This window comes from Acinetobacter sp. ANC_7635 (assembly GCF_056779945.1).
In genome coordinates, this window is the sequence record NZ_JBWYIS010000001.1 from 615,385 (window position 1) to 633,961 (window position 18,577).

At 38.2% G+C, this 18,577-nt stretch carries 21 protein-coding genes and 1 other RNA gene; 16 read left to right on the forward strand and 6 right to left on the reverse strand.

Annotated elements, in window-relative coordinates; all coding sequences use genetic code 11:
* Positions 1–8 precede the first annotated feature (8 nt).
* The 10 genes from frr to lpxA are packed head-to-tail and all read left to right on the forward strand — an operon-like array spanning position 9 to position 10,123.
* Positions 9–563, forward strand: a complete 555-nt coding sequence (gene frr / locus AC1M89_RS03105; protein ID WP_035263669.1) for a ribosome recycling factor — start codon at positions 9–11, stop codon at positions 561–563.
* Between the two features lie 8 nt (positions 564–571).
* Positions 572–1,318, forward strand: a complete 747-nt coding sequence (gene uppS / locus AC1M89_RS03110; protein ID WP_481587503.1) for a polyprenyl diphosphate synthase — start codon at positions 572–574, stop codon at positions 1,316–1,318.
* Between the two features lie 2 nt (positions 1,319–1,320).
* Complete coding sequence (locus AC1M89_RS03115; RefSeq protein WP_035263666.1) at positions 1,321–2,145, forward strand: phosphatidate cytidylyltransferase; 825 nt, start codon at positions 1,321–1,323, stop codon at positions 2,143–2,145.
* Positions 2,146–3,342 carry a 1-deoxy-D-xylulose-5-phosphate reductoisomerase gene (gene ispC / locus AC1M89_RS03120; RefSeq protein WP_481592676.1) on the forward strand — a complete coding sequence of 399 codons (1,197 nt, stop codon included), beginning with the start codon at positions 2,146–2,148 and terminating at the stop codon, positions 3,340–3,342.
* Between the two features lies 1 nt (position 3,343).
* Positions 3,344–4,699 (forward strand): RIP metalloprotease RseP, encoded by a 1,356-nt coding sequence (gene rseP, locus AC1M89_RS03125; RefSeq protein WP_481613892.1) that lies wholly within the window; start codon positions 3,344–3,346, stop codon positions 4,697–4,699.
* Between the two features lie 41 nt (positions 4,700–4,740).
* On the forward strand, positions 4,741–7,263 hold the full coding sequence (bamA, locus tag AC1M89_RS03130) for an outer membrane protein assembly factor BamA (protein WP_092766346.1): 2,523 nt from the start codon (positions 4,741–4,743) through the stop codon (positions 7,261–7,263).
* Positions 7,264–7,291: 28 nt separating this feature from the next.
* Positions 7,292–7,780 (forward strand): OmpH/Skp family outer membrane protein, encoded by a 489-nt coding sequence (locus tag AC1M89_RS03135; RefSeq protein WP_373683274.1) that lies wholly within the window; start codon positions 7,292–7,294, stop codon positions 7,778–7,780.
* A 3-nt stretch (positions 7,781–7,783) separates the two neighbouring features.
* Positions 7,784–8,854 (forward strand): UDP-3-O-(3-hydroxymyristoyl)glucosamine N-acyltransferase, encoded by a 1,071-nt coding sequence (gene lpxD, locus AC1M89_RS03140; protein ID WP_092766345.1) that lies wholly within the window; start codon positions 7,784–7,786, stop codon positions 8,852–8,854.
* Position 8,855: 1 nt separating this feature from the next.
* Entirely contained in the window at positions 8,856–9,338 is a 483-nt protein-coding gene (gene fabZ / locus AC1M89_RS03145) for a 3-hydroxyacyl-ACP dehydratase FabZ (protein ID WP_035263658.1), read from the forward strand.
* On the forward strand, positions 9,335–10,123 hold the full coding sequence (gene lpxA / locus AC1M89_RS03150) for an acyl-ACP--UDP-N-acetylglucosamine O-acyltransferase (protein WP_035263657.1): 789 nt from the start codon (positions 9,335–9,337) through the stop codon (positions 10,121–10,123). Before fabZ ends, lpxA begins: the two co-directional genes overlap by 4 nt.
* Before the next feature lie 46 nt (positions 10,124–10,169).
* On the opposite strand, the gene AC1M89_RS03155 is transcribed toward lpxA, so the two are convergent.
* Positions 10,170–10,997, reverse strand: coding sequence for a YbgF trimerization domain-containing protein (locus tag AC1M89_RS03155; protein WP_481608487.1), 828 nt, complete (start codon positions 10,995–10,997; stop codon positions 10,170–10,172).
* A 285-nt stretch (positions 10,998–11,282) separates the two neighbouring features.
* Between AC1M89_RS03155 and ffs the strand changes: the two genes are divergently transcribed.
* Positions 11,283–11,379, forward strand: an RNA gene (gene ffs / locus AC1M89_RS03160) — signal recognition particle sRNA small type.
* A 27-nt stretch (positions 11,380–11,406) separates the two neighbouring features.
* Here the strand turns inward: ffs and AC1M89_RS03165 are convergent.
* The 4 genes from AC1M89_RS03165 to AC1M89_RS03180 form a co-directional block, all read right to left on the reverse strand.
* Positions 11,407–12,033, reverse strand: a complete 627-nt coding sequence (locus AC1M89_RS03165) for a regulatory protein RecX (protein ID WP_481613893.1) — start codon at positions 12,031–12,033, stop codon at positions 11,407–11,409.
* Between the two features lie 68 nt (positions 12,034–12,101).
* On the reverse strand, positions 12,102–13,145 hold the full coding sequence (recA, locus tag AC1M89_RS03170; RefSeq protein WP_035263652.1) for a recombinase RecA: 1,044 nt from the start codon (positions 13,143–13,145) through the stop codon (positions 12,102–12,104).
* 146 nt (positions 13,146–13,291) lie between these two features.
* Entirely contained in the window at positions 13,292–13,732 is a 441-nt protein-coding gene (locus AC1M89_RS03175) for an RNA-binding S4 domain-containing protein (RefSeq protein ID WP_035263651.1), read from the reverse strand.
* Positions 13,716–14,408 (reverse strand): HAD-IA family hydrolase, encoded by a 693-nt coding sequence (locus AC1M89_RS03180; RefSeq protein WP_481587498.1) that lies wholly within the window; start codon positions 14,406–14,408, stop codon positions 13,716–13,718. Before AC1M89_RS03180 ends, AC1M89_RS03175 begins: the two co-directional genes overlap by 17 nt.
* 297 nt (positions 14,409–14,705) lie before the next feature.
* Here AC1M89_RS03180 and AC1M89_RS03185 point away from each other — a divergent pair, with 297 nt between their 5' ends.
* From AC1M89_RS03185 to AC1M89_RS03195, 3 genes are all read left to right on the forward strand, one after another.
* Positions 14,706–14,843 (forward strand): hypothetical protein, encoded by a 138-nt coding sequence (locus tag AC1M89_RS03185; protein ID WP_171076720.1) that lies wholly within the window; start codon positions 14,706–14,708, stop codon positions 14,841–14,843.
* Positions 14,844–15,165: 322 nt separating this feature from the next.
* Positions 15,166–16,014: a 3'(2'),5'-bisphosphate nucleotidase CysQ family protein gene (locus tag AC1M89_RS03190; protein ID WP_481613894.1), complete on the forward strand. Its 849-nt coding sequence runs from the start codon at positions 15,166–15,168 to the stop codon at positions 16,012–16,014.
* Between the two features lie 61 nt (positions 16,015–16,075).
* The gene (locus AC1M89_RS03195) at positions 16,076–16,813 is read left to right on the forward strand and encodes a histidine phosphatase family protein (protein ID WP_092766340.1); all 738 of its coding nucleotides are present in this window, start codon (positions 16,076–16,078) and stop codon (positions 16,811–16,813) included.
* A gap of 78 nt (positions 16,814–16,891) precedes the next feature.
* Here the strand turns inward: AC1M89_RS03195 and rpsT are convergent, their stop codons facing one another.
* Positions 16,892–17,161, reverse strand: coding sequence for a 30S ribosomal protein S20 (rpsT, locus tag AC1M89_RS03200; RefSeq protein ID WP_035263646.1), 270 nt, complete (start codon positions 17,159–17,161; stop codon positions 16,892–16,894).
* A gap of 215 nt (positions 17,162–17,376) precedes the next feature.
* Between rpsT and AC1M89_RS03205 the strand changes: the two genes are divergently transcribed.
* The gene (locus tag AC1M89_RS03205) at positions 17,377–18,042 is read left to right on the forward strand and encodes a Rossmann-fold NAD(P)-binding domain-containing protein (protein ID WP_481613895.1); all 666 of its coding nucleotides are present in this window, start codon (positions 17,377–17,379) and stop codon (positions 18,040–18,042) included.
* An 11-nt stretch (positions 18,043–18,053) separates the two neighbouring features.
* Entirely contained in the window at positions 18,054–18,563 is a 510-nt protein-coding gene (rraA, locus tag AC1M89_RS03210) for a ribonuclease E activity regulator RraA (RefSeq protein ID WP_035263643.1), read from the forward strand.
* Positions 18,564–18,577: the final 14 nt, after the last annotated feature.

The window sequence follows — 18,577 nt, forward strand, 5'->3', positions numbered from 1 at the left end:
AAGATCACATGATTAACGATCTTAAAAAAGATGCTGAAGAGCGCATGAATAAATCATTGGACTCATTAGAGCATGGTTTTGCTAAAGTTCGTACAGGTCGTGCACATCCATCAATTCTTAACGGCGTAATGGTTCCTTACTATGGCTCTGATGTGCCATTAAACCAAGTTGCTAACATTGGTGTTGAAGATTCGCGTACATTGCTTGTTCAACCTTTCGAGCGCACCATGGTTGCTGCAATTGATAAAGCAATTCGTGAGTCAGATTTAGGTTTGAACCCAATTACTGCTGATTCAATTCGTGTACCAATGGCGGCATTAACTGAAGAAACACGCCGTGATATGCAAAAAGTGGCACGTAACGAGGCTGAAAATGCAAAAGTTGCGATTCGTAATATTCGCCGTGATGTATTAGGTGATATTAAAGCGTTGCTGAAAGAAAAAGAAATTTCTGAAGACGATGAGCGTCGTGCTGGCGATGAAATCCAAAAAATCACAGATAAATTTGTTGCTGAAGTTGAAAAGCGTTTAGCAGCAAAAGAAGCAGAGTTGATGAAGGTCTAAGCTATATAATGACCATCTCAGCAGAGCTTCTGCCTCAACATGTTGCCATCATTATGGATGGCAACAATCGTTTTGCAAAAAAGAAACATCTACAAAAAGGTGATGGACATCGTGAAGGAAAAAATGTCCTTGATCCGATTGTAGAGCATTGTCGTAAAGTGGGTGTAAAAGCACTTACTGTTTATGCCTTCTCAAGTGAAAACTGGAATCGACCTCAATACGAAGTTGATTTGCTCATGAAACTGTTGGAAGAGACGATTAATGAACAAATTCCTCGAATGATAAAGTTTCAGATTGGGCTTAGATTCATCGGGGATCGCTCTCGTTTATCGCCAGAATTGCAACAATTAATGTTGCAAGCAGAACAAAGGACTGCTACTTTCACAGAAATGACGCTCACAATTGCTGTGAGCTATGGTGGAATGTGGGATATCGCACAAACTGCTAAAACAATCGCACAACTCGTCAAAGAACAAAAAATTGATGTTGATCAAGTTGATGTTGATTTGTTTGCTCAGCATGTCAGTTTAGGTGACTTACCTCCAGTCGACTTATTGATTCGTACTGGTGGTGATTATCGATTGTCTAATTTTTTATTATGGCAATCTGCATATGCTGAGTTGTATTTTACTGAGACGTTGTGGCCAGAATTCACAACAGAAGAATTGGATCATGCCTTTGGTGTGTTTTTAGGGCGTGAAAGGCGCTTTGGAAAAACCTCTGAGCAGGTCCAACAAGAGAAAATAGAGAACTAATAATGTTAGAGCGGATAATTACCGCATTGATTTTAGTGGCTGTAGTCTTGAGCTGTATGTTTGCAACTACATCCATTTATCCAATGTTAGCGTTAATGATTATCGCTGCCGGGGGGGCTGGCTATGAGTGGTTTAAACTCATGCCTCGTCAAACTGATCAAGTGAATAAATTTAAAGCAGGATGCTTTGGTGTAATCACTGCGGTATTTTCTGCAATTGCGCTTTATTTTGATGATCTAGTACTGCTGTTGTGGAGTGCTTCGATTATTACTTGGGTTATTACCATTTATTGGGTTAAGCAATATCCTCTTTATGATGCGTGGTATAACACTTCACTGAATTGGATTGGTGTAGTGATTATTAGCGCTGCAGTATCGGCAATATACGAAGTCTGGATAAGTTCACCTTGGTGGCTCATGTATCTATTCCTCTTAGTGTGGGGTGCTGATAGTGGGGCGTATTTTGTAGGTAGGAAGCTTGGTAAGCGTAAGCTTGCACCTGAGGTGAGCCCGAATAAATCTATTGAAGGGTTAATCGGTGGTGTAATTACAGTCATCATTGTTATCTTATTTGTACAATTTAACTATTTAGATTTAACCGCAGTAGAGCATATTCTATTTTTACTCCTATCTGTGCTGACAGTATTTAGCTCAGTTCAAGGTGATTTATTTGAATCAATGATTAAGCGTCGTGCAGGTATTAAGGATTCAGGTCGTATTTTGCCTGGTCATGGTGGTGTATTAGATCGCATTGACTCATTGCTTGCTGCCGCACCTATTTTTGCTGCGGGAATATTTGTTTTAAAACTTGTTGGTGTAGATTTATAGATGTCTCAATCAGTATGTATATTAGGTGTAACGGGTTCAATTGGACAAAGTACCTTAAAAGTCATTGATCGACATCCAGAGAAGTACAATGTTTTTGCGGTATCTGCATTTAGTCGTGTAGAGCAGTTAAGCGAAATATGTCAACAATATCATCCACAGTATGCTGTTGTACCTTCAGGCAAGGTGGATGAACTACATCAATTTTTCAAATTAAAAAATATCACTTCAACCGAAATTCTCTCTGATGAGTCGGGTTTAATCGCTGTTGCTGAGCATCCTCAGGTTGATATCGTGATGGCGGCGATAGTGGGTGCGGCAGGATTATTGCCAACACTCGCTGCTGTTCAAGCTGGTAAGCGTGTTCTTCTAGCAAATAAAGAATCGTTGGTGATGTCTGGTGACATCATGATGAAGGCCGCTAAAGAGAATAAAGCCTTATTATTACCTGTAGATTCTGAACATAACGCAATATTTCAGTGCCTGCCTCAAAATTATTTACAATTAGATACAGGTGGTAAACCCCAGTTAGGTGTTTCACAAATTTTGTTGACTGCTTCTGGGGGGCCATTTTTGCATCATACGCTAGATGAGCTCAGTAAGGTGACACCTGCACAGGCTTGTAAGCACCCTAATTGGTCTATGGGGCAGAAGATATCAGTTGATTCGGCAACGCTAATGAACAAAGGTCTCGAATTGATCGAGGCCTGTCATTTATTTTCAATTCAAGAACATTTTGTTACAGTGGTTGTGCACCCACAAAGTATTATTCACTCAATGGTTCAGTATGTTGATGGTAGTACTTTGGCTCAAATGGGTAATCCTGATATGTGTACGCCGATTGCACATGCATTTGCATGGCCAAATCGAATTGAAACACATGTTCCTCCGCTAGATTTATTTGTAAACGATACGCTTAATTTTAAGCAGCCTGATACTGTGCGCTTTCCAGCGCTGCAATTGGCTCGTGAAGCAATGAAATCTGGAGGATTGGCCCCTGCGATCTTAAATGCTGCAAACGAAATCGCGGTTGAAGCATTTTTAAAAAATAAAATCAAATTTTTAGATATTCCTAAAGTTGTTGAATCAACTTTGAACCATATTCAAAATTCAAATGCTGATTCTTTAGAGCTAATCCTAGAGACTGATTCGCTTTCACGTCGTTATGCTATTCAACTCACGAATTCACTGAGTACCTAAGATGAATATACTTTTCATTATCGTCGCGGCTATTTTGCTTCTAGGTCCATTGATTGCAATTCATGAATTTGGACATTACTGGGTAGCACGAAAACTTGGCGTTAAGGTTCTTGTGTATTCAATTGGATTTGGTCCAACAGTTCTAAAGTGGACCTCTAAAAAGTCAGGCATTCAATATCAGCTCTCTGCATTGCCTTTAGGTGGTTATGTAAAAATGCTAGATGAGCGTGAAGGTAATGTAAGTGCAGAAGATTTACCTTATGCGTTTAATCGGCAATCCCCTTTAAAACGAATTGCAATCGTTGCTGCGGGACCACTTGTTAATTTAATTTTTGCTGTTTTACTTTTTTGGATTCTGTTCTTACCAGCTCAGGAACAATTAAACACTCGAGTTGGTAAAGTGATTAAAAATACGCCAGCCGCACAAGTAGAGATGCGTTCTGGTGATAAAATCATAGCAGTGGATGGAACTGCGACACCAACTTGGGAAAAATTGAATTATGCGCTGATTGATCGCGTAGGTGAAACTGGTACGATTCAAATTCAAGCTGATCGTGATGGTCAGGTACAAACTTTTAATTTACCGATTCAGCAATTTTTAAAAGATCAGTCTCAATCACCATTGGATGTCTTGGGGTTTTTACCATATCGACCTTATATTCAACCAGTTGTACATAAATTATCTGAAGATGGTGCTGCTATACGCCAAGGGATGAAAGAAGGTGATGTAATTGTCGCGATTGATAATAAAAAAATTAACGATTGGTTTGAAGTTGTTGATATAGTACAAAAATCACCAGAAAAACTATTGAATATCGAAGTGATGCGTCAAGGCGAGATTGTTCAATTAAACGTCATGCCGCAAGGAAAGCGTGACAATATGGGCAATACGACAGGAATGTTGGGAGTGCAAGCTCAATCTGGTCAGATCAATATTCCTGCTGAATATAAGCATACAATTCAATATAATCCAGCGGAAGCTTTCGTGGTAGCGGTTGAAAAAACGGGTCAATTATCTTCTATGATCCTTGGCTCAATTGTCAAAATGATTCGAGGATTGATTGGGTTGGATAATCTCTCGGGTCCAATTACGATTGCTAAAGTTGCAGGTCAAAGTGCTGAAATGGGGTGGCAAACTTTCATTTCATTTATGGCATTAATGAGTGTAAGTTTGGGGATATTAAATTTGCTTCCGATTCCGATGTTGGATGGTGGGCATTTAGTTTATTACATAATTGAATTAATTCGTGGTAAACCTGTTTCTGAACAAATACAATTGGTTGGATTAAAAATTGGTATGGTGTTGCTGGGAAGTATGATGTTTCTCGCAATATTTAATGATTTTATGCGTTTATAAGCGTTATAGATGGATAATTAACTTACTGGAAAACAATAGGCATGCAGCACAAACATTTATTTATGCCATTGGCACTCGTTAGCGCAATGGCAGCAGTACAACAAGTATATGCAGCAGACGAGTTTATCGCGCGGGATGTGCGTGTTGATGGATTAGTTCGACTAACGCAAGCTAATGTACTCGCAATGTTACCGGTGAATGCTGGGGATCGCATTAATGATCCAGTGATTGCGAATGCGATTCGTGCGTTGTATGCCTCTAATTCGTTTGATGATATTCAAGCTTTCAAAGAAAACGATGTTTTGGTTTTCAAAGTCGTTGAACGTCCTATTATTTCTAAAATCAATTTCAAGGGTAATAAGCTCATTCCAAAAGAAGCCTTGGAAGAGGGCTTGAAGAAAATGGGTCTAGCTGAAGGTGAGGTGCTCACTAAATCTGCACTTCAGACGCTAGAAACTGAGCTTGAACAGCAGTATTCACAACAAGGTCGCTATAATGCGGATATTCAGGTCGAAACTGTTGCAAAAGCCAATAACCGTGTTGATGTCAATATTAATTTCATTGAAGGTAAACCAGCTAAAGTTTTTGAAATTAATTTAATTGGTAATACTGTATTTAAAGACGATGAAATTAAGCAAGTCTTTGCTGTCAAGGAAAGCGGATGGTTATCTGTCATTTCCAGAAATGATCGCTACGCGCGTGAAAAAATGGCAGCAAGCCTTGAAGCATTAAGAGCTTTATACCTTAATAAAGGTTATATCAATTTTGAAATTACCAACTCTAATTTGAATATCAGTGAAGATAAAAAAAATATTTTCATTGAAGTTTCAATGAATGAGGGTGAGCAATTTAAATTTGGTGAAACCAAATTTTTAGGTGATGCTTTATATAAAGACGAAGATCTTCGTGCACTAAAGATTTATAAAGATGATGCAACTTACTCACAAGAGTTGGTGAATGCAGTAAAACAGTTGTTACAGCGTAAGTATGGTAATGCTGGTTATTACTATGCTGAAATTAATGTTGTGCCTCAAATTGACAATGAAACAAAAAAAGTTAATTTGAATTATTACATCAATCCGGGTCAGCAAGTTACGGTTAGACGTATTAATTTTACAGGTAATACCAAGACTGCTGATGAAGTTTTACGTCGTGAAATGCGCCAGATGGAAGGTGCATTAGCGAGTAACGAAAAAATTGATCTTTCAAAAGTCCGTTTAATGCGTACTGGATTTTTCAGTAAAGTAGATGTTAAGCCGGTACGTGTTCCGGGGGCGCCTGATCAGATTGATTTGAATATCGCTGTTGAAGAACAACACTCAGGATCAAGTACTTTAGCTGTGGGTTATTCGCAAAACGGGGGTATTACGTTCCAAGCAGGTTTAAGTCAAACTAACTTCTTAGGTACAGGTAACCGTGTAGCGATTGATCTTTCTCGTTCTGAGACACAAGATTATTATAACCTAAGTGTTACTGATCCATACTTTACAATTGATGGTGTCAGCCGTGGTTACAATCTCTATTATCGTAAGACGAAATTAGACGAAGACTATAACGTTAACAATTATGTTACAGATAGCTTCGGTGGTGGTCTGAGCTTTGGTTACCCAATTGATGAGAATCAGAGCTTAAGTGCTGGTATTAATATTGATCAAACTGAAGTAACGACTGGTCCATTTGTTTCTACTTATGTGCGTGATTATTTACTTGCCAATGGTGGTAGGGAAACAAGTACTGGTAAGTATTGTCCAGTCGACTTAGAGCCAATTAAAGATGATAACGGTAATGTAATTGGTTATGAACCTTGCTCTGAACCTGAAGTTGAGTACGGTAATGAGTTTAAAGGTGATTTCTTTACTTATAGTTTAAATTTAGGTTGGTCTTATAACACATTAAATAATCCACGCTTCCCAACGTCGGGTATGTCTCATCGTGTTAATGCAGAGATTGCATTGCCGGGTAGTGATGTTGAATATCAGAAGGTAACATACGATACTCAAGCCTTTATTCCTTTAGGAAAGGATTTTGTATGGCGTGGTTATGGTAAGGTAGGTTTCGGTAATGATTTACCATTCTATAAAAACTATTACGCTGGTGGTTATGGGTCTGTTCGTGGTTATGATAATAGTACATTAGGTCCAAAATATCCGAGTATTACAGATGCTGCTCTAACTCGAGAAGATAGAAACCCTGAAGAGGTGGGGGGTAATGCATTAGTTCAATTTGGTACTGAATTAATCTTACCAGTTCCTTTTAAAGGCGACTGGGCGCGACAGGTCCGTCCTGTTATTTTTGCAGAAGGTGCTCAAGTGTTCGACACTCAATGTGACGTACCTACTGGAAATATTTATTTTGGCGCAACCAATTCGACTGCATTCGATGCTAGACAATACTGTAAAGACAACTTTGGTTTCGATGCTGGAAATATGCGATATAGTGTTGGTGTAGGCTTCACATGGATTACGATGATTGGTCCACTATCATTAAGCTATGCGTACCCACTGAATGATAAGCCTGGTGATGAAACTAAGTCTGTTCAATTTGAAATTGGTCGTACTTTCTAGTACGGCCTTTTGCCTTTAAGGAATAATAATGAATATGTTTAAAACAACGATTTCAACGGTTTTACTCACATCTGTAGTTGGCTTTGCGCATGCAGCAGGATATGGAGTAATTGATTTAGAAAAAGTCGTTGAAAATAGCACGTACTTAAAACAGCAGAATACTCAGCTTGAGCAGACAATTAAACCGCAAACGGTAAAATTAGAACAATTGGGTAAAGAAATTGAAGCGTTGGCTAAATCGGCTCAAGCCAATCAATCGAATGCCCAGCAACTATCCTCTCAATATCAAACGAAGATGAACGAATTTCAATCTTTGCAACAGACTGTTCAATCACGTGTTCAAAGCACCATTCAAAATACAAATAAAGTTTTCGACTCAAGAATTAAACAAGTTGCTGAACAATTGCGCAAAGAAAATAATCTTGATTTAGTTTTAAATAAAAATGCTGCCTTGGCATATGACCCAAAATACGATTTAACTGCTAAAATGATTCAAAAGGTTAATGCAATCAAATAGTCAATGAAATCAAATCAATTTCGTCTCGATCACTTGGCCAAACTTGTACAAGGCCAAGTTATTGGTGATGCAGATCTGTTGCTAGAGGGTCTTGCAAGTTTAACTCAAGCGAACTCAAACCAAATTTCTTTTGTAAATTCTGATAAGTATTTAGACGAAGCGATTTCATCTCAAGCAGGTGCCTTAATTGTCACTTCTGAGATGCAGGCTCAGCTTAATCAGCATAATAATTTTATTGTCGTACAAAATCCGTATCTTGCTTTCGCGATTTTAACTCATGTGTTCGAATCTAAAACTGTGCAACGTGGAATCGAGGCCACCGCAGTAATCGATCCGAGTGCTATGATTGGAGATAATGTATACATTGGTCATTACGTTGTAGTTGGCCCACATGCCGTGATTGGTTCAAATACAGTAATTCATTCGCAAACTAAAATTGATGAGTATGTTGAAATCGGTGAGGATTGTTTCATTGATTCGCATGTCACGATTACGGGTCGATCTAAAATTGCTAAACGTGTTCGTATCCATGCGAATACCGTAATTGGAGGAGAGGGTTTTGGCTTTGCTCCTTATCAAGGTAAGTGGAACCGAATTGCTCAACTCGGGTCTGTTCAAATTGGAAATGATGTCAGAATTGGTTCTAACTGTAGTATTGATCGTGGCGCTTTAGATGACACTATACTTCATGATGGTGTGATTATTGATAATCTTGTGCAAGTCGCACATAACGTTCAAATCGGTGAAAATACTGCAATTGCTGCAAAATGCGGTATTGCGGGCAGTACTGTGATTGGCAAAAACTGTATCCTTGCAGGTGCTTGTGGTATCTCAGGACATCTAAAAATTGTAGATAATGTGACGCTAACTGGAATGTCAATGGTCACAGGTAGCATTTTAGAAGCTGGTACATATTCTTCAGGAATGGGATTGCTCGAAAATTCTCGTTGGAAACGGACAGTTGTTCGTCTAAGACAATTAGCAGATGTGCCATTGACCAAATTAGTCAAACAAATAGATGATATGCAGGCTCAGTTAGAGTCAATCGAATCAACTTTAAAATTGCGTAAATAATATGACAGAGTCTACTTTATCTTTTTCAATTCCTGAATTGCCGATGAATATTCAAACAATTCGTGAATATTTGCCGCATCGTTATCCATTTCTATTGGTAGACCGTGTTACAGAAGTGACTGAGAATGGAATTGTCGGATTTAAAAATGTCTCCATAAATGAAGAGTTTATGCAAGGTCATTTTCCAGGTTATCCAATCATGCCGGGTGTCTTAATCGTTGAGGCGATGGCACAAATTTCTGGCGTTCTTGGCTTTATTATGAACAATGAAAAACCCAAACCGGGTTCACTTTTTCTTTTCGCTGGCGCTGAAAAAGTTCGTTTTAAAAAACAAGTCGTTCCTGGTGATCAACTCGTGTTAAAATCAGAGCTTGTAATGCAGAAACGTGGTATTTACAAGTATCTTTGTAGTGCGAGCGTTGATGGTGTAATTGCAGCGACAGCTGAAATTATTATTTCTCATCAGAAATTAGAGCAAGCATGAGTAACAGTGATTTAATCCACCCTACAGCAATTATTGATCCTACGGCAACGATTGCTTCTGATGTAAAAATTGGTCCTTATTCGATTATTGGTCCTCATGTGACGATTGATAGTGGGACAGTGTTACATTCTCATGTGGTGGTTGGTGGATATACTCGCATCGGTAAATCAAACGAAATTTTCCAGTTTGCCAGTGTGGGTGAGGTGTGTCAGGATCTTAAGTATGCTGGTGAAGAAACTTGGCTTGAGATTGGCGACAACAACAAAATTCGTGAGCATTGCAGTCTGCATCGCGGTACAGTGCAGGATCAAAGTATTACTAAAATTGGTAGTAATAATCTGTTGATGGTCAATACGCATATTGCGCATGACTGTGTGGTGGGTAATAACAACATTTTTGCAAACAATGTTGGTGTCGCAGGTCATGTGCATGTTGGTGACTTCGTTGTTGTCGGTGGCAACTCCGGTATTCATCAATTCTGTAAAATCGACTCATACAGCATGATTGGTGGAGCATCATTGATTTTGAAGGATGTTCCTGCTTATGTGATGGTGTCTGGTAATCCGGCGCATGCATTTGGAATGAATGTAGAAGGTATGCGTCGTAAGGGTTGGTCCAAAGATGTAATCAATGGTTTACGAGAATCATTTAAGTTGATTTATAAAAGTGGTCTGACGACACAACAAGCCATTGAGCAGATTACTGCTGAAATTTTACCAAATGTTTCTGAAGCTCAGCTCCTCATAGATTCTCTAAATGAATCTAAGCGCGGTATTGTTCGTTAAGAGCTTTTGCTAGCAAAAAAAAGACATCTTATGATGTCTTTTTTATTTAACTTTTTTTGAAATATCCAGCTTCTTCTGAGTCAGGATAGGTGCTTAGTAGTTTATTTTTATAAATTTCAGCAGTTTGAGCGTTTTTATTTACATCTTTCGCGATGCTATACAGCTGATATAAAGATCGCGGTGCTTTTCCTGAGTTTGGAAACTTCGAAGCGACAGTTTCATAGTGTTTTCTTGCTTCTTCATAATTGGGTGGTTCAATTGCTAAATTGAATTCAGCTAACCAAAAATAGGCATTACCTGTATACACACTATTTGGATTATTACGTACAAAGTTTTGCATAGGTGCAATGGCTTTTTTTGCGCCACCTTGTTTGTATGCATCTAAGGCAACTGTATAAGCTGCTTTATCAAGTTCTTGTTGGTTGGTTTGATTCAAGTTCGTTGCATTTTGTGATGCTGTGGTATTTGAGTTAGTGCTAGTGCTTGGTGCAGTTGACTCATTAGGAACGGGTGGTGCAGCATTAGGATCCTCGATATTGGACTCTTCCACAGGATCAATTTTTTGTTGAAGGAGTTCTAATCTTTGATCTAGATCTGTATAGCGATTTTTTAATTCGTTGGTCAGTTGATTAATTTGATGTTCTTGTTCTTCTAATTTGCCTTGAAGTGCACGAATTTGATTTTCTAAGCGTTGACTTTGTTGGATAAGCTGCCAACTGGTGTTGGTAGGGGCTGTAGCGGTGTTATTCGCTGCGACTGCTGTTTGGTTCAAACTCGAATTTTGGCTTAATCCTTTTGATTCGATAGGAATATTGGCAAAAACTGATGTTGAGCTCATCAATGCTAGTGCAAGAAAAGTACGCTTATTGAGCATGTTCATTATTCCATTTGTGTCCATACTCAAATTTGAACTTTGAGTATTTTCAATTCTTAATAATCAGATCATTAAAAACGTCATAGCATTTAAAATCAATATAAATTTACAATGAAACTGTATAAATGAAGAAATTTAAGTTGAAGTTATTTAGATGAAAAATATCAAGTTTGTTGTTAATAGATTAGTAAATATTCACTTGAACTTTTTTAGTGCCTTTAAAGCCCATTATGGTCTTGCAAGATCGTTAAAAATCTCTATACTCTGTTCTTGCAATGGTAGCCCTGCTGGTGGCTTCGCAATTGTACTCTGAGAACCCCGCCAGGACCGGAAGGTAGCAACGGTATCAGAACTATGATGTGCCGGAGTTTTGCTAGTAGGGTTGCCACCATTATAATAATTTTATTTCTTATTCTTCATTCTCTTTTCTTTTTATAGCTTTCATAATCGCATCCATTTCAAAGCCTCTATATTGTAAAAAGCGAATTTGTTTTGCTTTTAATTTTGCGTCCTGAGCAACTTCATAGCCATATTTTTTGACCTTCAATAAGTATGCTTGTTCATACCAATCTATTTCTTCCATTTCTGGTTCAGCCAAGGCTTTATCAACGTGTTTGCTTTTAAGCGCTAGCTTTATTCGATTTGGACCTTTTCCTTTACGTAATTGGCTGCGTACCGTCATTTCTGCAACGCGAGCATCACTTTGATAATTTTCTCGCGCTAGCTCATCAACTAAGCTCAAAACCTCTTCCTTATTTTGTGCATACAAAGCAAGTTTATCGATTAAGTCTTTTTTTGAGTATTCTTTGCGAGTTAAGACTGCAAATGCATACGATCTCAAACGAGTTCCTGTTAAGCCTTTATTTTGTGCTAGAGTTGATGAATGGTTGTCATCTAAATCACATTCATCTGATGCTTGATTTTTCGGGTGTTGGCTAGCCACATGTTGATCATTGATGAGATGTTGAGGTTCATCTTCATTCATTATTGATTTTAAGTCCTCATAATGAATGAACTTGGGAAACTTCTCTGACATTTTAAATCCATGCTCTTAAACAAAAGCGCCCATAATTTGGGCGCTTCGATTTCAAATTTTTTTAAAAATTATACTTCAAATAAATCAGCTTCTTCGTCATTTTCTTCGGTTGGAGCTGGAGTCGCTGTGGTTAACAACTGTTCACGAATCATGCGATCAAGATCTTGTGCAAGTTGAGGATTTTCCTCAAGATGACGAATCACGTTGTTCTTACCTTGTCCAATCTTGTTACCTTGGTATGAATACCAAGCACCAGCTTTTTGAACAAGTTCTTGTTGTACAGCGAGATCGACCAATTCAGCAAGCTGATTTGTACCTTTACCGTACATGATTTGGAATAATGCTTCACGGAAAGGAGGTGCCATTTTGTTCTTCACCACTTTAACGCGTGTTTCAGAACCAACAATCTCATCGCCTTCTTTCACTTGACCAATGCGGCGAATATCTAAGCGTACAGAAGCATAGAATTTGAGCGCATTACCACCAGTAGTGGTTTCTGGACTGCCAAACATGACACCAATTTTCATACGAATTTGGTTAATGAAGATCACCATGCAGTTGGAGCGCTTTGCATTACCTGTAATTTTACGCAATGCTTGGCTCATCAAGCGTGCTTGTAGACCCATATGAGAGTCACCCATTTCACCTTCAATTTCGGCTTTAGGGGTTAAGGCTGCTACAGAATCGACAACAATTAAGTCGATAGCGCCAGATCGTACCAGCATATCTGCAATTTCTAGTGCTTGTTCACCGTGATCAGGTTGTGACACCAATAAGTTATCGATATCTACACCAAGTTTGCGAGCATATTGAGGATCTAAAGCATGCTCAGCATCGATAAATGCACAAGTACCACCAGCTTTTTGACATTGCGCAATCGCTTGAAGTGTCATGGTGGTTTTACCTGATGATTCTGGACCATAAATTTCAATAATACGGCCTTTAGGTAAACCACCAATACCTAGTGCGATATCCAATGTAAGAGAGCCTGTAGATACAGCTTCTACAGCTTGAACAGTATTGTCACCAAGGCGCATTACCGTATTTTTACCAAATTGTTTTTCAATTTGGCTTAAAGCAGCACTCAGTGCTTTGCTTTTATTATCATCCATCTCATAACCTCAAAACGATGTAAATCACTGATAACTTAAGTGGATGTCTTTAATTAAGTCTAATGTCCACGGCATTTATAGTGACAGAAAAAATCGAACTGTTCTATAATTTTAAACTTCAAAACGACAGTATTTGTCGCTTTAACTTATTCATCATCGTATGACCAAACTTCGTCATATTGCTGACCATTTTGTTGACGGAATCTTGTAATATCACGTCGATCTTTTTTGCTTGGTCGATGATCTGGTCGTGCAAGATTATGCAATTTTCTTTGTGCAGAAAGCAACTCACGACGCGCGATACTGACTTCAGTTTCTTCATAGAGTAATTGTGCAGTAGGTGCCCCGCCTCGTACAGATGATAATGCTTTCACAATGACGGTTTTCTTTTCAAATCCCTGCTGAATCGTTAACTCCATTCCTACACGTACTTCTCTGGAAACTTTAACACGATCATTGTTGTGATGAACTTTACCACCTTCGATTGCTGCTTTGGCAATTGAGCGGGTTTTAAAAAAGCGTGCTGCCCAAAGCCACTTATCAATTCGCATTGAATCAGTGATTTTAGTTTCATGCTGTTTTGACATTCATTTCTTTCTCATGGTTAATTTGGTCTAAATAGGGGATTAATGATCTTAGATCATTAATTGCAGGATACTGAAGTTTAGACCTTTCGCGCTCAGGTTGAGCGCTAGATGGTTGGGTAATTGTGATTAGATGCTCAATACCAAAAGATTTAGCACCTTCGAGTACAACCGCAGTATCATCAACGAGAACGCAGTGACGAGGTTCAAATGGGTGCATTTGCTGTAATTGATCCCAAAATTCAAAACGCTCTTTAGCAAAACCGATTGTTTCACTACTGATCATCACTTCAAAATAAGAGGTGAGGTCAACTTGATTCATTTTCAATGCCAAACCTCTTTCATCAGCATTGGTGACTAACCATATTCGGTATCCAGCTTGCTTAAGGCTTGATAATAACGCAATGCATCCCTGTCTCGGCTTGATGAATTCTTTGTGATCGTGTTGAAGCTGAAAAGTATCAACGCCGACTTTGGCTGTCCAAAAGCGCGTAGAATACCAATCGAGCGTGTGCTTATGATCTTGATAAAATTTAAATAGAATTTGATTGCTCTGCTCTAAACTGATTTGATGAGTTTTGGCATGTCGCTCAGGGAGTTTGTGATTCCAAATTAAATCGTCAAAAGCAAGATCGAGTAGGGTTCCATCCATGTCGAACATGATGATGGGTTTATTCATTCATCTTTCCTCAGGTATTGTTGCAATTTAGCACAAATAAAAACAACAAAATGGGTGTTATTTAAATATCGATTTACACCATCATTTGATGCAAAAGGTTGGACTCGCATCAGCATTTTAAAATTGAACTTCAAGAATGGGTGTGCGTGGTGACTTCTATATTTCATTCCATTCGTATTATATCGAATTAGATGTGTGAGGTCACAAATTTAGATCTTGATAATGAATACAAAAATAGTATAGAAGTCGCTATGAAAGCATCATATTTTTTGAAAATGGTGCATAGGAGTTTTAAGTATGACAAAACATGATAATAGTTCGAAACCACACAAAGAATCTAATGAGGATAAAGGGAATCAGGACTCTTTTAAAAATAAAGAGCCTGTAAAAAAACCGAATGAACAGCCTGAAAGTCCAGTCAAAGAGCAAAAATAAAAAACAAGCCTTCTTTAAGAAGGCTTGTTTTTTTATGTTGATACTGACTCTAAGGCGCGCTCTGATTTTTGGAACTATTGCGGGTGTTATTTAAGATGTATTGAGGGTTGTTGGCAATCACGCTTCGGATTTTGTTTTAAAAGTGTTAGAGTTCTTATGATTGAAATGGGTTATGTGTTTCAAAGTGGTTATATTTTATAGGTTTGCTACTATAAATATAAATCCAACAATGCAAATTAAATCACGCTGCATTTTAGGCTGAGGTTCTTAATATGATCGTCGTGCTTAGAGTGTGTAGCGCCAGAAAAAATAGGTTTTATCCATGTTTATCACAACGCATGCTCCCCAAGATCAACAAATGTTAAATTTGGTTCCGATTTTGGCTGTTGCAAGCCAAATATTATTAGAAGAATATCAAAACTATTGTGCTGGACGTGATTTTAAAATCAACGAAAAAGATGACCATTCTCCTGTAACTCAAGCAGATTTAAAGGTCAATCAATATCTGCTCAGAGAGCTTGCAAAACTTACACCTGATATTCCGATCATTTCTGAAGAAAGTGATTATTCAGAGCGACATGAATGGCCTCAATGTTGGATGCTAGACCCTTTGGATGGTACGAAGGAGTTTATTCATGAACGTGATGAATTTACAATTAATCTGAGTCTTATTCAGAACCATCAAACTGTATTTTCAGTCATAGTCGTGCCGACTGAGAAAGTTATGTATATGGGCTATTTGACGGATCTTCCTTATAAATATTCATTTATGAACAATATTTGGGAAAAATATTGCAAATTTAAAGCCTCACCAGTCGATGCCATCCAAATTGGGCTGAGTCATAGTAGTAAAAATCTTAAGTATCAACACTATATTGATTATATTGAAAGAGAAATACCGGTTATACGTCGTGAAGCTGGAAGTGCTTATAAATTTTGTATGATGCTTGAGGGTGAAATAGATATTTACCCAAGATTTCATCCAACCTCCGAGTGGGACACTAGTGCTGGACAAGGCTTGCTAGAGAGCATAGGAGGTGGTTTGTTGACCTTGGATTCTGTGCCATTTACCTATAATCAGCGTGATACTGTTTTGAATAATGGTTTTATCGCCTATCGTGATCCTGAAATGAGGCAATTGGCTTTAGATGCGTTGTCAAATGTACTTTAGGGGAGTGGAACTATAATTTCATCGTGTTATAGTCAAATTAATTTCATTTATTAGAATTATTATGTCGCTGAAGTTGCTTCCTCCAAGTATGCTCAGAGCGGTTGATTTACTGCCCGATGTTGCTGTGCCTGTTACACTATTTACTCGCCACTCAATTCGTGAAATGGTAGTGGGTCAAGGACTCGCTGGATATGATTTGCAATTAACAGATCAAGGTAAGGATCTGGCGCAGGCTTGGGGGGCTTATCTTATTGATCAAACAGATCGTGTGATTGAACACTGTATTTCTAGTCCAATTCAACGTTGTATTGATACTGCAGCACTGATGATTCAAGGTGCTGATCAAATCAATCCTAAGTCAAATACCCATCATATTAAAATTGTTGAGCAGGGGCTTTTGGTCGAGCCTGGTAGCTTCGTTTTAGATATCGAGCAAGCTGCGCCATATTTTAAGCAACAAGGTGCTTTGGGATTTATCAATAGCTTTGTAAACAATACTTTACCTGGGATGAAGCAGCCAATTACAGGTGTGATTGATGTTTTACATTTGCTTTATCAAACTCACCCTCAACAGAATCATGGATTAAGTTTGGCGGTTAGCCATGACACTATTCTGGCTGGTATTCTGGCTGTGATTTCAGGTAAAACACAGATTATTCAGCAGGATTGGCCAGAAATGATGGAAGGTTTGTTTGTTTGGTTTGAAGGTGAAGCATTCATAGATGCAAAATTGAAATGGATATGGCGTGGTGAACGTAATGAGCTGTCTATTCGTGAATTTGTAGAGCAAGAAAGATAGTAATTTTAATATTATTTAAGTATTGTTGATAAATTTAAGATATAAAAAAAGCCCTTAAAGGGCTTTTTTTAACGCAACTTAGTTAGAAGCTAAAGCTTTAACTTGTGCATTTAAACGGCTCTTATGACGAGCAGCTTTGTTCTTGTGGATGATACCTTTGTCAGCCATACGGTCGATTACAGGTACTGCAGTTTTGTAAGCTTCAGAAGCTGCTGCATAGTCACCCGCAGCGATCGCTGCTACTGTGCGTTTAAGGTAAGTACGAACCATAGAACGTAAGCTTGCGTTGTGTTTACGTGCTTTAACGTTTTGACGAGCACGTTTTTTTGCTTGAGCAGAGTTTGCCACTCGTGCACTCCTTGAAATTGATTGGTCTGGGCGGGCTGAAATTTCAACTAAATACAAACATTAGAAGAATTTACACCAGCCCGTAAACAAGTGCCATATTGTGATTAAATGATGCGGCAAAGTCAAGTCTTGACATGCTTTGACAACATTTTTGATGCAGATAAAATGCGGTTAGCGCGTTAGATTATATGAATATTGGAAGGAATGGCGAAAAAATGATTAAAAATATTAAAAGTGCAATAGTTATAGGGGCAACTGGTTTAGTTGGTCGATCTTTGGTAAATCATTTGAATCAATTGGTAGATTGCGAAAGAATTGTCGTAGTTGTTCGTAAGCATGATGAACAATTTGAAAAGTTCACTAAAGTTGATCAGTTGGTCATTGATAACTTTTCAATGTTAAATGATGAGGACGCTTCTGGATTCTCACATGCGTTTAGTTGCCTAGGAAGTACAATTAAAAAAGCAGGCTCTAAAGAAAATTTTTACAATATCGATTTTGAGATAAATGCTCATTTTGCTGATTTGCTCGTGAATACCGATACTTTTTTTGCAATTGTAAGTGCGGAAGGTGCGAATGAAAGATCTCCATTCTTTTATAATCAAGTGAAGGGAAAGTTAGAAAATTATCTAAAATCATTATCACTCTATCAATTGGCGATCATTCGACCTTCACTCTTAATTGGTGAAAGAGCTGAAACAAGGACACTCGAAGATATTTCTCAGAGTATTTTCAAGCGAGTATCGCAATTTCTGCCAAATACATTCAAATATAAGCCAGTGACAGCAGAGCAAGTCGCTAATACTATGGTCGTGAGCGCAAGAACTCAAAATGAAAAAATTAAGATTTATGATAATTTAGAGATTCAAAAACATAACTGAGGGTATAAAAAGTGACAACGCCAACATTTGTGACGTGTGATTTACTGGATGACCATCCTGATTTAGATATTCAAGTATTGTATCCATCTATTGATGGAAAATTCTTCAAAAGTTACGGCGGTGTAAAAAGCTTTGGGGGTGAAGCTGTCACTGTTAAATGTTTTGAGGACAATTCACGAGTAAAAGAGTTACTCGCTACAGATGGGCAAGGCAAAGTTTTAGTTGTAGATGGTGGTTCTTCCATGCGTTGTGCATTGATGGGAGATATGATTGCTGAGTCTGCCGTTAAATATGGATGGAGTGGTGTCATTATTAATGGTTGTGTTAGAGATGTTGATGCCATTGCGAGTTTAAATCTAGGCGTGCACGCACTTGCGGCTATACCTCAAAAAAGTAATCGCAAAGGGGTGGGCGAAACCAATATCACGATTCAAATTGGAAATATCACAATCCAACCAGGTGATTATATCTATGCAGACAATAATGGAATTATTGTGTCCAAGACAAAATTAGTCGATTAATTTAAATAAAACAA

Bases quoted from the DNA above. Each gene is read 5' to 3' on its own strand.
- AC1M89_RS03115 (WP_035263666.1), top strand. From the start codon at position 1,321: ATGTTAGAGCGGATAATTACCGCATTGATTTTAGTGGCTGTAGTCTTG.
- AC1M89_RS03135 (WP_373683274.1), top strand. From the start codon at position 7,292: ATGAATATGTTTAAAACAACGATTTCAACGGTTTTACTCACATCTGTA.
- lpxA (WP_035263657.1), top strand. From the start codon at position 9,335: ATGAGTAACAGTGATTTAATCCACCCTACAGCAATTATTGATCCTACG.
- AC1M89_RS03190 (WP_481613894.1), top strand. From the start codon at position 15,166: ATGTTTATCACAACGCATGCTCCCCAAGATCAACAAATGTTAAATTTG.
- rseP (WP_481613892.1), top strand. From the start codon at position 3,344: ATGAATATACTTTTCATTATCGTCGCGGCTATTTTGCTTCTAGGTCCA.
- bamA (WP_092766346.1), top strand. From the start codon at position 4,741: ATGCAGCACAAACATTTATTTATGCCATTGGCACTCGTTAGCGCAATG.
- lpxD (WP_092766345.1), top strand. From the start codon at position 7,784: ATGAAATCAAATCAATTTCGTCTCGATCACTTGGCCAAACTTGTACAA.
- fabZ (WP_035263658.1), top strand. From the start codon at position 8,856: ATGACAGAGTCTACTTTATCTTTTTCAATTCCTGAATTGCCGATGAAT.
- ispC (WP_481592676.1), top strand. From the start codon at position 2,146: ATGTCTCAATCAGTATGTATATTAGGTGTAACGGGTTCAATTGGACAA.
- AC1M89_RS03175 (WP_035263651.1), bottom strand. From the start codon at position 13,732: ATGTCAAAACAGCATGAAACTAAAATCACTGATTCAATGCGAATTGAT.
- recA (WP_035263652.1), bottom strand. From the start codon at position 13,145: ATGGATGATAATAAAAGCAAAGCACTGAGTGCTGCTTTAAGCCAAATT.
- AC1M89_RS03185 (WP_171076720.1), top strand. From the start codon at position 14,706: ATGACAAAACATGATAATAGTTCGAAACCACACAAAGAATCTAATGAG.
- AC1M89_RS03165 (WP_481613893.1), bottom strand. From the start codon at position 12,033: ATGTCAGAGAAGTTTCCCAAGTTCATTCATTATGAGGACTTAAAATCA.
- frr (WP_035263669.1), top strand. From the start codon at position 9: ATGATTAACGATCTTAAAAAAGATGCTGAAGAGCGCATGAATAAATCA.
- AC1M89_RS03155 (WP_481608487.1), bottom strand. From the start codon at position 10,997: ATGCTCAATAAGCGTACTTTTCTTGCACTAGCATTGATGAGCTCAACA.
- uppS (WP_481587503.1), top strand. From the start codon at position 572: ATGACCATCTCAGCAGAGCTTCTGCCTCAACATGTTGCCATCATTATG.
- AC1M89_RS03180 (WP_481587498.1), bottom strand. From the start codon at position 14,408: ATGAATAAACCCATCATCATGTTCGACATGGATGGAACCCTACTCGAT.
- AC1M89_RS03195 (WP_092766340.1), top strand. From the start codon at position 16,076: ATGTCGCTGAAGTTGCTTCCTCCAAGTATGCTCAGAGCGGTTGATTTA.
- AC1M89_RS03205 (WP_481613895.1), top strand. From the start codon at position 17,377: ATGATTAAAAATATTAAAAGTGCAATAGTTATAGGGGCAACTGGTTTA.